Genomic DNA, 16,178 nt, shown 5'->3' on the forward strand with positions numbered 1-16,178 from the left:
ACTTGTTATAATTCTTGTTTATTATTTCATCGTGTCATTTCTATTTTATTTTGATTTAAAAAAAATAAAAAATTTAGAGAAGCACATGTAATTTTCGGTGATTATACGGTTCTTTGAAATCGCATCATTTTAAAAGTGCTTTGTGTCTAGTAGAAAACTGCCCTCATCGAAACGATTTGTTTCGATGAGGGCAGTTTAAATCGGTTCAGAAGTATGGGCAAATAGTAATATTTTCTTCATCAATCCAGTATAATGGCCTTTCCTTGTTCACGCAAACTTTTTAAAGATGAAAGCATGTGATTGATTTCTTCGTCGGAATGCCTCTCCCACGTTCCTAATTCAGCAATGATTTTTAGCGGTGATTGGGATCTGTAGGAGCGGGTTGGGTTTCCGGGAAATCGCTTATCGGTTAAATTTGGATCGTTTTCAAAATCACCTACTGGTTCTACGATATAGATTCTCTCTTTTGCTTGGGAAGCTGCTAATTCAGCACCCCATTTTGCAGCTTCCAAGGTCGCCGTGAAATAGATATAATTGGATTTTTTATCTTGGTAATTGGACAGGTGTTGAGGCTCCAGCGCATCGCCAATCTTCAATTCTGCTTTTGTTCCATGAAAGAAAGGACCTTGATCTAATACGTCTTTTTTGTCATGCATAACAGATCTGCCTCCTCGGTTAATATCGTCGTCTGTAACAGTATAGGACAGGAATTTTGGAAAGAGTAGTCTATAAAAAAACTGAGATTAGTCGTATAATAGAAGTAGAGAAAGAGTTTCGACCAAATAACTCTTTATACATATATCTTAAAGCTTCAAAACCTAATTTCTCGCTGTTGATAATGAGATATTAGGCTTTTTTATGCGTTCAAATGTAAAATTTTCTGTCACCGGCTTGCATCCACTTCGTTTATTCAAATTCACAGAGGGTAGATATTTATGTGGGTTTTAACGAATTCAACTATCTAAAAGAGGTGTTTGTAAATGAAAAATGAACTGACGATCAAAAATAAGCTAGGTCTGGGTACAGCTCCTCTCGGCAATATGTTCCGAAAGGTTCCGGAGGAAGAAGCGATGAAAACGATCCAGTCTGCATGGGATGAAGGAATCCGGTACTTTGATACGGCTCCTTTTTATGGAGCTGGATTGGCTGAGATGAGACTCGGTGAAATATTATCTTCTTATAAGCGTGACGATTATCTGCTGAGTTCAAAAGTTGGGCGGATCGTGCTGGACGAAGAGGAGAAGAAAGAAGGGCTATTTGAATACGGCCGCAAGAATAAGATCTTGACAGATTATACAGAGGATGGAACGCTCAAATCGATTGAAGACAGCTTGAAACGTCTGAAAACAGATCGTTTGGATATGGTCTATGTACACGATATCTCACCGGACTTTCTCGGAGATGAGTGGATTACGAAGTTCGATGAAGCGCGTAAAGGAGCATTTAAAGTGTTGGACCGCCTCAGAGATGAAGGCGTAATAAAAGCTTGGGGACTTGGAGTGAATACGACTACCCCAATCGAAGTGGCGCTTGAACTTGAGGAAGTTCATCCTGATCTTAGCTTATCTGCCACACAATACACGTTGCTGCAGCATGAGCGAGCACTCCAGCGGATGATGCCACTCGCACAAGCGAAAGACGGGGGACTCGTGATTGGCTCCGCATTTAATTCTGGTGCATTATTGGGTGGAGACCATTTTGATTATAAAGAAATCACGCCTGAAATCAAAAAAAGAGTCGAGCGATTTACTGATGTGGCAAACAATCATGGCGTAAGCCTGAAAGATGCAGCACTGCAATTTTCAACAGCTCACCCTGCTGTAAAAGCAGTAGTGACCGGTTCGACAAGACCTGATCGCATCAAAGAAGACCTGCAGGCATTACAAGCAAACATTCCCGCTGCTTTTTGGAAGGAACTCGTAGAAAAGGGACTCATTTCTTCTAAAGCAGTGTTGCCGGTAAAATAAAAGGAAGTCAAAATAACAAAGCGGAAAAAGTTTCGGTTTAACTAACGAAACCCACTAACTGCAAACAAAAAAGCAAGGCGGCTCAATAGAGTCGTCCTTGCTTCTTAATTTATTGTCCGAAAATTTCTTCGGAAACTTCGACGATATACCGCAATTTATCCCATTGTTGCTGTTCAGTCAGTATATTGCCATGATGAGTTGATGCAAATCCGCATTGCGGGCTGATACAGAGCTGCTCAAGCGGTACGTATTTGGCCGCTTCAGCAACGCGTGCTTTAATGAATTCTTTGTCTTCGAGCTCGCCGTTTTTTGAAGTAAAGACTCCGAGTACAACTTTCGGTCCGCCTGCTGGAATATGTTCAAGCGGCTGAAAGCTGCCTGAACGATCGTCGTCGTATTCGAGGAAGAAGCCGTCGACTTTTTCTTTAGCAAAAAGGGTTGGTGCAATCAATGCATAGCTGCCTTCGAATGCCCAGTCGGATTGATAATTGCCGCGGCACAAGTGAGTCGTTACTGCAAGATCTTCCGGCTGGTCTTCTAGAACTGCGTTTGTGACGCGAAGTGCCAAGTCAATCAGGTATTCGCGGTTATATTGACCGTCGTTGAACGGAATATCCGGAGAAGACAGGCCGGCAATATAAACATCATCAATTTGTATGTAGCGTGCGCCAGCTTCATAGAAAGCTTTAAAAGCATCACGGTATGCTTGGATGACATCTTTTGCATATTCCTCAAGATCCGGATAAATGTTTTCGTCTCGGATACCCTGATTGAAAAATTGGTTCGGGCTCGGAATCGTCAACTTCGGAATGGCGCGGCCACCGACAATTTCTTGGAATTCAATAAAATCGCTAACGAAGGGATGGTTTTCATTGAATGAGATTTTCCCGATATTGCGGACGTCATATGCTTCGGTTTCTACATTTTTGAATGAATAGCCTTTTTCGGGTGTGTATCCTTCAAATCCGTTGATATGTGCCATGAAATCGGTGTGCCAGAACGTCCGACGGAATTCACCGTCTGTAACAGCTTTCAAGCCGACTTCGATTTGTTTGTCGACGATATGCTTAATTTCCGTCGTTTCGACTTCTCTTAATTGCTCTGCAGTTATTTTGCCTTCTTTGAAATCTTTTCTAGCTTGATGGATGCTTTCCGGACGAAGTAAACTTCCTACGTGATCTGCTTTGAATGGTGCTTTTTTGACCGCTTTCGTTGTTTCTGTAGTTTGGTTAGTCATGTTTAATTCCTACTTTCTGTTTTTAGTTTTTTAAAATAAAAGCGAGGCTTTCTTCAGAAAGAAGAAAGCCCCGCTAAGGAAATGCATTCTTCTTATCTTCTAGGCTTGTTCGCCTACTGGAAGTAGCACCTTGTCCTATAGTTAGGGCGGTTGCTGAGACATCACAGGGCCAAGTCCCTCCGTCTCTCTTGATAAGAATTAAATTATTAAGTTAGTTGTAAGTTGATGTTTATTACATTAAACCAATCTCCAAAAAAATGCAAGAAAATTTTAAATATATTATTTATTGAAATCTGTTCCATTAAAGTTCCCCAGCGCCTAAATAAGTGAATCCTGAAAAAGAATCTCAAGAATAACCAATATTTTCTATTTGAGAGTTTCGTTGTTTAAAAAACAAAAACTTTCTTGAAATCAACGAACCTGCTTCGTCAAACATTGCATTCTACTATATAAGCCACTGATTCGATATAAAATTTATTACTCTCGACTCCTCAATTCATCCTGGAGATAATCTGCAAAATCAAGCCAGGTTGTTTCGTCTGTCATCACACTTGAATTTCTGCACTCATGTATTTCACGGATATAAGTTCTTAAATCAGATTCTTTTATACTTTTGATATTTTCTTTGATCGTGTCAATGACAAGGGCAGCTGAATCTGCACTGCTGCTTAATGAATACCTAAAAGCGAGAAACAAAATGTCATTGCTTACTGCTAGTTCCTGTTCCATTTTTCTACCTCCTTAAACTTATTTTCTTTAACCCCTTTATTACAAAGGTTCATATTTTCATTCTACCCTTACTTATTTGTATTTAATCTCTAAAAATTTTTTAACTATATTCGGTTTATTGACATAATCAATAAATAAATATTGAAAAGCTTAAATAAATATTATGAATTTGTAGAGCGAACGTATACAGTAATAAATAGGAGAATGCTCGAGGTTATTACTTGAATCTTTCAAAGGGGCATTTGGAAGGTGATATAAGGATATTTTCAGTGATTTATGAACATCTAATTCCTAATAAACGACTGTTTGGTCGACTATGTGATAGAGCTCTTTAGAAATATGATTATATATTATAGCCAAACTGAGCTGGTTTTGGAGGCGCCTTGTCGGTAGGATAGAAAAAGTATTATAGTTTAATTGGAGGAAATAAAATGAATAAAGAGTTTCACTCATTTGGCTGGTATGCATCCAAGGTATCGCCGCATCTGCCCAAAAAGGCATTTAAACCGGTTCCGGGCCGTTTACTTGGAGGTCTGGCTTACTTAATGATTACAATTGCAGGAATGTGGACTATTGGGGTATACGACTTGCCATTTCTAGCCAATATCGCCATTTCGTTTGTAATTGGAACAAGCTTTGCTGCTATGGGTTTTCTTGGGCATGAGATCTTGCACGGAACGGTAGTGAAAAAAGCGGGTCTGCGTAATTTACTCGGAGCTGTTTTCTTTTTCCCTCTTCTTACCGGTCCGAGATTATGGCGTAAATGGCATAACATGACACACCATGTTCATACTCAAAATGAAGAGAAAGATCCGGATACGTGGATGACAAAAGAAGAGCTAGACAAAAAGCCTGCACTGAAAGTTATTTATCGCTTACCGTTTTCAGTCCGTGCATTTCTAGAGTTTTTCTCTTTGTGCTTTTTATTTACGCTGCATTCCACAAGAATGTTTTTCAATTATGTTAAAGAGTTCCAGCCTGAAAAGCGAGGAGCTGTTTGGATGCAGTTTTTACTGCCTTGGATCGTCTGGACAGGCCTAATTTTCTTTGTAGGGATAACAAACTGGCTATTTATATTTTTAATTCCACATTTAATTGCAAATGCAATTGTAATGGGGTATATCTCTACTAACCATCGATTGAATCCACATGTTCCGGTCAATGATCCACTGGCAAACACCTTATCGGTAACGGTTCCTAAATGGATTGATGTTCTGCATTTTAATTTCTCTTATCATACAGAGCATCACATATTCCCAAGTATGAGCTCAAAATATTATCCTTTAGTGAAGGAAAGTATAAAAGATAAATGGCCCGGTCTTTATCATGAAATGCCAATGTCGAGTGCTTTGAAAGCGTTATGGAAGACTCCTAGGGTATATTACAATGGAAAAGAATTAATTGATCCTCAAGCAGAATTAGTTTACGGTTCACTCGGAAATGGTCTTAATCCAGAAGCCGTTGAATCGCGACCGTTGAAAGTTAACAATGTATAAGAAGAAATAAAACACATAAAGTTTTGAAGGAGGTATCTTGATAAAAGATACCTCCTTTTTTTGTTTGGCAGCTCATAGCTCAATAGGATAAATCTAAAACGACGAAGTCTACTTATTTTTAATCTAATTGAAAGCATTCTTTTTTAAAACTAACAATTAAATGAGATTCATTTTTACTTATATCTTACTTTTATTAGCAGAGTTTAGTATCTAAGAATGGACGATTTTTGGAACAAAGAAATTGAGCGTACATTTTAAAGTTCCCAAATTTTTATGATTGAAGCCCTTCGCAAAAAAATAAAACCATCATAAGTACCGTTTCTTACAAAAACTTAACAGTCTTTCAGATGCAACCAGCAAGAAAATTAAATTTATCTAACTTTATATCATTAAGTCACACATTTTTTGCGTTAACCACTAATTGTTTGCTCGGAAAAGTTTTAACGAATAACAAATAGTGTGTTTTTTCAAAATTAGTAGCAAAGATGTAGTTTTAAATGTTAAAATTAAGAAAATAAGACTATTTATAGTATTGCTAAGGGAAATCCATTAATCAAAATAGTACATCTGGAGAGTGGTTCAATGTTAGAAGGACAAACACGATATTCCCGTCTTGCACATATTACAAAGCTGATCAATACTAAACTTGATTTACGTGAGATGCTTGAGCAAGTTGTCACGGCGATATCGAAGGAAATTGTTCGCTGTGATTCAGTTGGAATTTATTTGCCCCAAGATGATGGCAGTTTCAGGGGCTATGTTGGGAAGCCGAAACTTATCGCTGGAAGAACCTTGGATTCCCATGTCATCGACACAGAATTTGATTTACTCGCCAAAGAAGTAATTAATACTCAAAAAACCATTTATATATCTGATACAGCAAAAGACAATCGTCCTGACCCGAGAGCTGTAGAAGGATTTAAAATTCAATCATTACTGGCACTTCCTATTTCTTATGAAGATGAACTGTTTGGATTGGTTTTTTTATTCGATTACGGTGTGCCCATGAATTTGACAGAAGAGGAAATACAGACAGTCGAAGCTTATGTAAATATGGCTGGCGTGGCCATCCGCAATGCAGCCAATCTAACTCGTAAGGAGAATTTGCTGGAAGAGAAACAGTTGCTATTAGATCTTACCCGCGAATTATCGATGAAATCTTCGATGCAAGACGTTTTAAAAGTATGTTTTTTTTATATAAGCAGAGTATTGAAGAATTCTAACATCGGCATTCATTTTCTTGATCCATTGGCCGAAAAACAAATCAAACCTGCTAATCTTAGTACCGACAGTGACTGGACAGAAGAGGATTGGCTGGCTATGCATCAAAAAAGCCGAATTGACCAGACAAACGATGCCGTTTTCCAGGAAGTGATCAGAACAAAAAAATACTTATTGATTCCAGAAGTATCGACAGATCCTAGACCAAACCAGGAAATCTGCAGGAATTTCGGTATAAAAGGCATGTTCATGTTGCCGCTTGTTGCAATGGGACAAGTGTTGGGTGCTCTTGCATTGGTGGAACTAAAGGAAAGAAAGATGACTTTTGCAGAAACAGACATGCAGCTTGCCCAGTCGATTGCAGATGCCACAGCCTCTGCAATCTCAAACCTTTTGTATATGGAGAGGCAGGAAGTGATTATTGAACAACGGACTTCAGAAATCATGATTAAAAACAATGAACTCAAAAAAGTGATTGCAGAGATGAAGAACTTAAGCCGGGAAAAGGAATTGATTTTGAATTCAGCCGGGGAAGGTATCTTCGGTCTGGATTTGACCGGCAGGATTACGTTTTGCAATCCAGCAAGTGAGGTTCTACTTGGTTACCAGACAGGAGAACTGATTGGGAAGCATTCCCGTGTCATTTTTTCAAAATCAAAAACTAATCTTCCAAAATTAAACTCTTTTGTCGGTAATCAAGAATTCATTCGAAAGAATGGTTCTAACTTTTCAGTGGAATATAATATTTCCTCTATAAAAGATGAAAACGTGACGCTGGGTGAAGTGGTAACATTTCGAGACATTACAGAACGAAATAAAATGGAAAAAGAGATTAAACACCTAGCCTTTTATGACAATCTGACCAATCTTCCCAACAGGGTTCTGCTAAATGATTTGCTTACTAAAGAAGTGGAGTTTGCCCGCTTAAGTGGCGAGAAACTGGCTGTATTGTTTTTGGATTTAGATCGTTTTAAACTGGTTAACGACAGTTTCGGGCACAGTTATGGAGATTTATTATTGAGAGAAATTGCAGACAGACTTAAAAGTAATATCACAAAAAGAGCAGTTGTTTCACGGCAGGGAGGCGATGAATTTACTGTTGTGATGCCAAACATTCAAGGTAAACAGGATGTTTCCCAAGTTGTTCAACAAATCACCAACGCTTTTTTAGAACCATTTTGCTTAGAAGGTTTTGATATATACATGAAAACTAGCATCGGTATCAGTATGTTTCCAGAGGATGGAGATTCTGCTGAAATATTGATTAAAAATGCAGATGCAGCAATGTATAAATCAAAAGAGAAATCAGGAACTAATTCGCACTTTTTTGAAACAAAAATGAGTCATCGCAATTTAGAAAGCATTCAACTGGAAAACTTGCTTTATAAGGCACTGGATCAACAGGAACTAGTGTTGTACTATCAGCCGCAGATTGATGGTAAAACGAATAGGATGATTGGAGTTGAGGCCTTGTTAAGGTGGAACCATCCTGAAAAAGGGCTTATTCCGCCGATAGAGTTTATACCAATTGCGGAAGAAACCGGTCTGATTGTTCCCATAGGAAAATGGGTGCTTATAACTGCTTGCCATCAATTAAAGCAATGGCAGAAAAAAGGGCATATGAATATGAGTATTTCTGTTAATTTATCAGGTCGGCAATTTGAAGAAGATGACTTAGTGCTGATGATACAGAGTATTTTGAAAGAGACATCGCTCTCTCCCGAGTATTTGCATATCGAACTTACGGAAAATATGATTATCCAGAATTCGGAAATTACGCTTGAGAAAATGAAGCAATTAAAAGATTTGGGTGTCAAAATTGCGATCGACGACTTTGGAACCGGTTATTCATCACTCGGTTATTTAAAAAACTTTCCGATTGATGCCTTGAAAATCGATAAATCGTTTATTCAGGATGTCATGACGAATGAGGCAGATGCGGCCATTACGAATACGATTATCACATTGGCCCAAAATCTGCAATTGGATGTTATTGCAGAAGGAGTCGAGACTAAAGAACAAAAAGATTTTCTGTTATCAAAAAACTGTCGGTACATTCAAGGGTACTACTTCAGTAAACCAATTAAAGCCGAGGAATTTAACAGGATCTATTTACAGTAATTATCAATAACTAGGGAGAGTGGGATTGGGATGAGAGCAATTCGTTCTGTTTTGGAATATTTAGAGGGAAACGGCGTTAAGTACGTATTTGGAATACCTGCAGGTTCGGTCAATGCATTTTATGATCAACTTTTAGATTTTCCTGAAATCACACCAATTGTTACAAAACACGAAGGAGCCGCGTCTTATATGGCGGCTTCCTATGCAAAGTATTCACAGCAGCTGAGTGTATGCATCGGCAGTAGTGGACCAGGAGGTACTAACTTAGTGACAGGAGCTGCTAATGCGATGCGGGAGCATTTGCCGATTCTGTTTCTGACTGGGGCAGTGCCGGTCAGTACGATGGGATTGAACGCTTCTCAAGAACTCGATGCTCAGGCAATCTTTCAATCTGTGACCAAGTACAGTGTAACGGTGTTGGATTCAGCGGATTTATTGGATGAGATTGCAAAAGCGACACAAATTGCACTTTCAGGCGTACCCGGTCCTGTCCATGTTGCGATGCCAATTGATGTGCAAATGGGGAATATTGGAGAGCTGCCTATGCCGGTGCTGGAAGTAGAGCGGCATCCATCAATTGATCCCACAATAGTAAAACAAGTAGCTGACCATTTGATGCAAAAGAAAAATGGGATCATCTTTGCGGGACAAGGTGTGCGTAATTCGGTAGCTGAAGTATTAGAACTTGCAGAATTGCTCAATTGGCCAATTGTCGCGACACCTGTGGCAAAAGGGCTTTTCAGAGAAGACCACCGGCTATTTGCTGGCGTATTTGGGTTTGCCGGAAAAGAGCAAACGTCTTTGCTGGTTAATGAAGGGGATGCAGAGACGTTGCTTGTCCTAGGATCAAGTCTAGGTGAGACAGCAACAAGTAATTACAACCCAAATCTGGCAAAAGGACGATTTGTGATTCAAATTGACTTTGATTCTACAGTTTTCAACCGAAAATATCCGGTCGACATTCCAATACTTGGAGACATGTCCGATAGTTTAAAGGCGCTAAATGAAGAACTCAAAACAAGAGGGCTGAAGCGACCGACAAATACGAAGTTAATCGAACCAGAATCAGCGCCTGAAACAGTCGAGGTATATAATACAAGGAATGTCTTGCGGAAATTGCAGGAATTCTTGCCTTCTTCTACCCGTTATACCATTGATATAGGAGAGTTTATGGCCTATGTTATCCATGACATGGAAGTATTGGAAGAAGATACATTTGATATCAATGTGCATTTCGGAGCAATGGGGAGTGGACTAAGCGCAGCTATCGGCTCAAAACTCGCTGAACCTGATCGACCTGTAGTCGCAATCACAGGAGATGGCTGCTTCTTTATGCATGGGATGGAAATCCTGACTGCTAAAGAATATAATTTGCCTATTTTGTTCATTGTTATGAATAACGCACGCTTGGGTATGGTATACCAGGGACACACGTTGCAGTACAAACGCTCACATCCATCTTTTGAGCAGGAGCCTATTAATATTGCAGCAGTGGCTGCAGCAATGAATATTTCAAGTTTCCGTGTAGACACTTTGGAAGATATGTCTCAAAATGTGATTGATGCGTTAACAAACTTAAACGGTCCTGCAATTTTAGAGGTAGCATTAGTCGATAACAGCATTCCACCGATGGGGGATAGAGTTAAGTTCCTATCTTCATTTGGAAAATAGAAATAATCGAAGCCATTCTCCGATAGGAGGATGGCTTTTCTCTTAGATATTTTGATTAAGTTTTACAAATTACTTCAATAATAGTCTGGAGATCTCTTTCAAATGCATCTGGGACCGGGTCACCCACATAGCTGGAATAATAACACGTTTACTTTCTTTCTATTGAAACCTAAGAAGCATTAAGTTTTCATCCGGCCATAAGAACGATTTAATCTGTTCGAAACATGATTGGTAGAGGCAACTTGAACATCGGTATATTTAATGCCTGCTCTAACTTTATAACTTACTCGTTTTCTACTTTCTTCTTAATAAATAAATATTTACCGAAAACAGAGCAATCTCTACTTTCATTGGGTATAATAAGAACAAATGTTCTCATTTAAAAGGAGGTAGCTTATGGAAGCAAGAATTAACAGCGGTAAAAGAAATTTAACAAAGCAAACACGGTGGGATGGACTTTTCGTTTCGGAGCATGCTTGGGATTATAGCAAAGACTCCGTTAGTAATCCGCAGCCCATGCTCAGTGCCGATGAACAAGGAGCCATCATTGATATGCTGATAGTAGCCTATGAACGTGAGTGCACGGTGTTTATCCAATCTTGGCAAGAACGCCATTTTCACTATCACCGTTGCACTATCCGAAAAATGGATTGCGAGCAGTGGATCATCACATATGAAGATGAGTTTGGCGAACGGCAACTTGCAGTTGCTATGATTACTTCAATATACATGCTTGACTGATCAAATGCACCTGCGTACTTGACTGGTGCGAATTTGATAAAGATTTGTCAGTCTCTTGTTCTGATAGCGCTGTTAATAGCAATAAAAATGAATAGCTGTCGCGAATGTTTCATAATGTATAATGAGTAAGGAGGGAGGTTTCAAATTGATAATACTTCGCCGGCTCTATTTACAGGCAACCAGTTTGTCGTGGCTTATTCTTACGATCAGTACGATTATACTGATCGTGTTCAGTACGTTTATGCTGCCTATCATCGAGCCATCTACTTTTATACGATATTCAGATTCCCTGTGGTTTACAATGACGACGATTTTGACGGTCGGTTACGGTGACTTTTATCCGTCAACGCATGCAGGAAGAATTTTTACAGTTGTTTTTCTATACATAATTGGCATTGGGTTGTTTGCGTCTTTCATTGGGAAGGCAATAGAAAGTCTGACTTTACATAAAAGGCGTGAAGAGAGGGGGGAGTTAATGTATAGGGGACAGAACCATATTGTTATCATAGATTGGTCCTATAAAGCTGAAAATGCTATAGCTGAAATACTCAAGCAAGATGAACAAACCGAAGTTGTCGTGATTGATAGAATGGAAAAAGCTAAAGAGATCCACACGAGAATTCATTACGTCAGAGGCAATGCGACACATGAGAAAGTTTTGCGGCAGGCAAATGTTCAGCATGCAAAAGCGGTGTTGATTTTTGCGGATGACCGGATTGAGGATCAGATGCTGACTGACGGAAAATCGCTGCTGATTGCAACAGCTGTGGAAAGGATGTCTCCGGGTGTCTACACGACAGTGGAAGTTGAGCGGGAAGAGCATCTTCCTAATTTCTCACATATTAAAGTTGATAAGTTTATTATGTCTAATGGGACGATAGCGAAAATGGCAGTAAACTCAATTTTTTCTGAAGCGAAGTAAAGTTGAGAAGCAATACCGTGTTTTTCATCGATCTTTCTAGTGATTCTAGGGGAAATAGAAAAAAACATTAAACTGTATACTTCTTTTCATTTGCGGAAAAGTCAGTAAATTGATACTCTTTTAAAAAAGGAGGATGATTAAGTGAGTGAACCTATCGAGTTGACGAAAATAACCATTATCCAAAAAGATACTGCCAATAAAATACGTGAAGCGTATATTGGAGATTTTGAAGAACCTGTTTTGTATGGTGTCCATGGAGGCGTGAAAAAATTTTACGGTGTTGAAACCAATCCGGAATATCCTTCGACATTGGATCATATTGTGGCATCCGCTGGCGGTTGACTGGTTGGGACATTATCCGGCGCGCTGGAAGCGCGTCAAATTCCGACTTCACCAGATAAAGTTCGTGCTGACGTTCAAGGAACAATTGAAGCTCCAGAAGGCGTATTGAAAATAACAAAAATCACAGCCCATTACTATGTAAAAGTACCCGAAGGAAAGCAAGAAGCAGCAGAACGAGCCTTGGCTGTTTTTGATAGAGGCTGCCCTGTGGCACAAACCCTTAAAGGGGCAGTAGATATCCAGCATACATGGGACATTGAAACCTATTAATCATATGAAATTGAATTGTGTGTATTGTAGACCTGCAGATTTAAGCAGGTCTTTTTTAATTGCGAGAAAATCTTGTTGAGAACGGAAAGTAGCACTGCTTTGTACATACAGGTTTTCATCCATATGATACATAAAAAAATAGGAAGCCGATGTCACTAGTTACCTGTGACTCCGCCTTCCTATTTGAAATTAATGTTTTGTGAATTAACGAGATATTTTTGTCTCTTTATACCAGATCTGCTCCAATTGATCTGCTGGAAGCGGTCGGCTGTAAAAGTATCCCTGCCCGATAACATTGAATTCTTTTAACGCAGTTACTTGCTCCACAAATTCAATACCTTCTACAATAACTTGTGCATTTAGGTTTTTTCCGACATCAATTATAGCTGCCAATATAAACAAGTTGCGTCGATTGCCAAGGACTTCATCAATAAGGGATTTATCAATTTTTAGCGTGTCAATTTCGACATTTTTAATCATATTCAAGGAAGAATAGCCTGTACCGAAGTCATCAATTGCTATTTTTACACCGAGCTTCTTCAATTCTTGAATTAGTATAGAAGATTCTTCGATATCCATCATCACACTCTCGGTAATTTCAATTTCCAAGTAGCGGGGATCCACATTTTCTTTTTCTAAAATTTGCTGTACTTTCCAACTGAAATCCACGTCATGAAATTGTCTAGCCGAAACATTTACTGACACTTTCACTTTTGAACGCCCTTCTTTTTCCCAGACTTTCATTTGGTGGCATGCCTCTTCGATTACCCACTCGCCAATTGGCAAAATAAGTCCTGTCTCTTCAGCAAGGGGTATAAATTCTGCAGGAGAGATTAAGCCGCTTGGAGAATTCCACCTTATCAGCGCTTCGATTCCAACGAGATTTCCTGTACGCAAATCAATTTGCGGCTGGTAATAAAGTTGAAATTCTTTTAGCTTAAGCGCCTCGTGTAAAGCTTTTTCTAACTGAAGCTTTCTGGACATTTTCTCTTTTAAATCTTCTGTAAAGAACTGATAGTTATTTTTCCCTTTTTCTTTTGCTGAGTACATAGCCATGTCCGCTTGCTGAATGAGTATTTCTTCATTACTGGTGCAAATAGGCTGCATGCTGATGCCGATGCTAAGTGTGATGACTATTTCCTGTCCCAATAGAAAGATTGGCTGCTTCATGTCTTCTAAAATCTTTTCAGCAAGTTGACGCACATTTTCTTCAGTTACATTTTCGACTACAATGATAAATTCGTCGCCCCCAATTCGGGAAATGACAGCATTGTGCGATAGGGAAGCTTGAACTCGAGCTGCCACTTGTTTAAGGAAGAGATCTCCTCCATGATGCCCGAGCATATCGTTGATGCTTTTGAAATTATCGAAATCCACGAGAAGAGTGGCAATCGTCTGTCGTTTTTCTTTCGTTCTTAAAACGACTTCCTGGAGATTCTGATAAAACCAATGGCGATTGGGTAAGCCTGTCAATTGATCCGTAAAGGCCAAATCGTTTATCCGCTTCTGCGTCTGTTTTTTCTCGGTGACGTCCCGAACAATAACAAATACCCCATTCACCTGGCCTTTTTTTCTTTTTGGAACAGCGTTGATATCCACGACGATTATTTCACCGTTTTTATTCTTGATCAGCTGTTCAAAAGTAACAGCATTTCCTCCAAGAACAGTTGAAAAGAAAATATTCACTCGCTCAAGATCTTTTGCTATCAATGCAGGAAAAGCCAGAGTCAATAATTCCTCCTTAGAATAACCGGATAGGTTTTCAGTCATTGTGTTAGCATCGGTAAAAAAGCCGAATTGGTTTATTTCAAAGACTGCATCCAGATTGTAATCAAAAAGAGAACGGTACTTTTCTTCATTTTCTTCTAACAGACCTAGTACTTCTTTTTCTTTAGATATATCTTTAACAATGCCATACACGCCAACTATCTTCTCATCGACGATGATAGGTAGATAAGTGATTTCTAAAGGAATCTTGTCCCCGTTTTTTTTAGTGCCGACAGCTTCGTAATTCTGTGGTAAACCTTCCAATGCTTCTTTGAAATAGTCATTAATTCTTTTCAAATCATCCGTACCCAATGTTAAGTGGAAGGTCATTGTGGTTAATTCCTGCAAAGAATATCCTAAAAGACGTTCTAATGAGGGGTTAATGTCCAATAAATTACCGTGGAGGTCTGTAGAAAAAGCACCGTCTGGATTGTACTTAAAGAGGGACTGGTAGCGTTGGCTGGTTTCTTCCAGTTTTCTGCTTATTTTCTTTTGCTCTGTAATATTCCTCAAGGTCAATTGAATGGCCGGTTTTCCTTCGAATAGAACACCTACTCCAGATACTTCGACGTCCACGACTGAATCATCTTGATGCATGGTAAGAAGTTGCTGCTCCATCGGTGGAGCAATAACTCCAATTTTCATATTTCGAATACGATCTTGAACAATCTCTTTGAAGGCGGGATGAACATAATCAATAATTGATTTTCCTATTAAATCACTTTTGCTTGTTACCCCGATCATTTTTAAACAAGCATCGTTGACGAAGACTACTTTGTCATCACGATGGACAACTATCGGTTCAGGGGAAAGTTCCACTAAACGACGGAACCGTTCTTCACTTTTTCTCATCTTAATTAGGTTCCCCTTTCAATCGTGAACGTTTTCAAATCAAGAAAAGCTATAGTAGAAAGAAATACCAGTAAAGTTTAAGAAATAAAATAGTATTTGAGCTTGTAGACAAAAGAATATACATACTACTAAACGAATGAAACCTCATTTCATCTTACATGCACCGGCTCCTGCGCTTCAGGTGGACGCGTTCCGCGGGCTCGCGCCGAACTAATTCGGACTGGAGCCCGAGTGGATTTTTTTTATGTCGCTAGCACTGCTCCCGCAGGAAGCGAGTCGGGCTGTGGCTGACTTGTTTGCGACGAAGCAGCGCAGCGATGCAGGAGCATATCTCTGCCCTTCGCCGCCTTGCGCTCCGGATCCTCGAGTGAAGGGTTTTTTTCAACAGCCTTGCTCAGGCTCTATTTATCCTGGGCAGATTAGCAAGCGTCTTCCTTTGTTTGAAGCCACATGATTCCAGCCAGACCGGTTGGATTGTACATCCTATTCATTTTGGTTTATTTTGGTTTGTCTTTGCCTACAGTCTATAGTATTTATCTCTATATTATTTCAAGAAAATCTATAAGTCCCATTATACCTTACTTTTTTTATAAAAAAATTAAGTATAAATACCTATTTTTAAAGATTTGTAAAAAACAGGATAAAAAATATTATTATTAAATCAAGTTTATTAGGAATATGTTTACCTCCAAAGTTTGTAGAGAAGCTGGAGATACCTTACCAAGAATCGAGCGGCAAAATAAAATACTGTCTTTATTCACAAGAATGAAGAATAAGAAGAGACACCCGATCAATATATATGAGACTGTAGAGCTTTGTGTTGCTTCTTTTAGTGCATACCG

General features: G+C 39.1%; 12 protein-coding genes and 1 riboswitch. Of the genes, 8 read left to right on the forward strand and 4 right to left on the reverse strand.

Features of this window, described 5'->3' with window-relative positions; genetic code table 11:
- Positions 1-239: 239 nt before the first annotated feature.
- On the reverse strand, positions 240-656 hold the full coding sequence (gene arr / locus FQV26_RS08450) for an NAD(+)--rifampin ADP-ribosyltransferase (protein ID WP_146557045.1): 417 nt from the start codon (positions 654-656) through the stop codon (positions 240-242).
- A gap of 324 nt (positions 657-980) precedes the next feature.
- Between arr and FQV26_RS08455 the strand changes: the two genes are divergently transcribed.
- Positions 981-1,967 carry an aldo/keto reductase gene (locus FQV26_RS08455; RefSeq protein WP_146557046.1) on the forward strand — a complete coding sequence of 329 codons (987 nt, stop codon included), beginning with the start codon at positions 981-983 and terminating at the stop codon, positions 1,965-1,967.
- Between the two features lie 109 nt (positions 1,968-2,076).
- Here FQV26_RS08455 and FQV26_RS08460 read toward each other — a convergent pair whose 3' ends face one another.
- Together FQV26_RS08460 and FQV26_RS08465 are read right to left on the reverse strand one after the other, a co-directional pair.
- Positions 2,077-3,204 carry a 5-methyltetrahydropteroyltriglutamate--homocysteine S-methyltransferase gene (locus FQV26_RS08460; protein WP_146557047.1) on the reverse strand — a complete coding sequence of 376 codons (1,128 nt, stop codon included), beginning with the start codon at positions 3,202-3,204 and terminating at the stop codon, positions 2,077-2,079.
- A gap of 89 nt (positions 3,205-3,293) precedes the next feature.
- A riboswitch (SAM riboswitch) is annotated at positions 3,294-3,402 on the reverse strand.
- Positions 3,403-3,681: 279 nt separating this feature from the next.
- Complete coding sequence (locus FQV26_RS08465; protein ID WP_146557048.1) at positions 3,682-3,933, reverse strand: hypothetical protein; 252 nt, start codon at positions 3,931-3,933, stop codon at positions 3,682-3,684.
- A gap of 431 nt (positions 3,934-4,364) precedes the next feature.
- Between FQV26_RS08465 and desB the strand changes: the two genes are divergently transcribed.
- The 7 genes from desB (at position 4,365) to FQV26_RS08500 (ending at position 12,717) form a co-directional block, all read left to right on the forward strand.
- A complete protein-coding gene (gene desB / locus FQV26_RS08470) occupies positions 4,365-5,429 on the forward strand; it encodes a Delta(10) desaturase DesB (RefSeq protein ID WP_146557049.1) in 1,065 nt (354 codons plus the stop codon).
- 582 nt (positions 5,430-6,011) lie between these two features.
- Positions 6,012-8,771 carry a sensor domain-containing phosphodiesterase gene (locus FQV26_RS08475; protein WP_146557050.1) on the forward strand — a complete coding sequence of 920 codons (2,760 nt, stop codon included), beginning with the start codon at positions 6,012-6,014 and terminating at the stop codon, positions 8,769-8,771.
- A 30-nt stretch (positions 8,772-8,801) separates the two neighbouring features.
- On the forward strand, positions 8,802-10,442 hold the full coding sequence (locus FQV26_RS08480) for a thiamine pyrophosphate-binding protein (RefSeq protein ID WP_146557051.1): 1,641 nt from the start codon (positions 8,802-8,804) through the stop codon (positions 10,440-10,442).
- 396 nt (positions 10,443-10,838) lie between these two features.
- Positions 10,839-11,183, forward strand: coding sequence for a hypothetical protein (locus FQV26_RS08485; RefSeq protein ID WP_146557052.1), 345 nt, complete (start codon positions 10,839-10,841; stop codon positions 11,181-11,183).
- Positions 11,184-11,328: 145 nt separating this feature from the next.
- Positions 11,329-12,105 carry a potassium channel family protein gene (locus FQV26_RS08490; RefSeq protein ID WP_186759684.1) on the forward strand — a complete coding sequence of 259 codons (777 nt, stop codon included), beginning with the start codon at positions 11,329-11,331 and terminating at the stop codon, positions 12,103-12,105.
- A 141-nt stretch (positions 12,106-12,246) separates the two neighbouring features.
- Positions 12,247-12,447 (forward strand): hypothetical protein, encoded by a 201-nt coding sequence (locus FQV26_RS08495; protein WP_146557054.1) that lies wholly within the window; start codon positions 12,247-12,249, stop codon positions 12,445-12,447.
- Entirely contained in the window at positions 12,448-12,717 is a 270-nt protein-coding gene (locus tag FQV26_RS08500) for an OsmC family protein (protein WP_146557055.1), read from the forward strand.
- A 204-nt stretch (positions 12,718-12,921) separates the two neighbouring features.
- On the opposite strand, the gene FQV26_RS08505 is transcribed toward FQV26_RS08500, so the two are convergent.
- Positions 12,922-15,336, reverse strand: a complete 2,415-nt coding sequence (locus tag FQV26_RS08505) for a sensor domain-containing protein (protein WP_146557056.1) — start codon at positions 15,334-15,336, stop codon at positions 12,922-12,924.
- Between the last annotated feature and the right edge of the window lie 842 nt (positions 15,337-16,178).

Source organism: Planococcus sp. CPCC 101016 (assembly GCF_007859295.1).
Lineage (GTDB): Bacteria > Bacillota > Bacilli > Bacillales_A > Planococcaceae > Planococcus.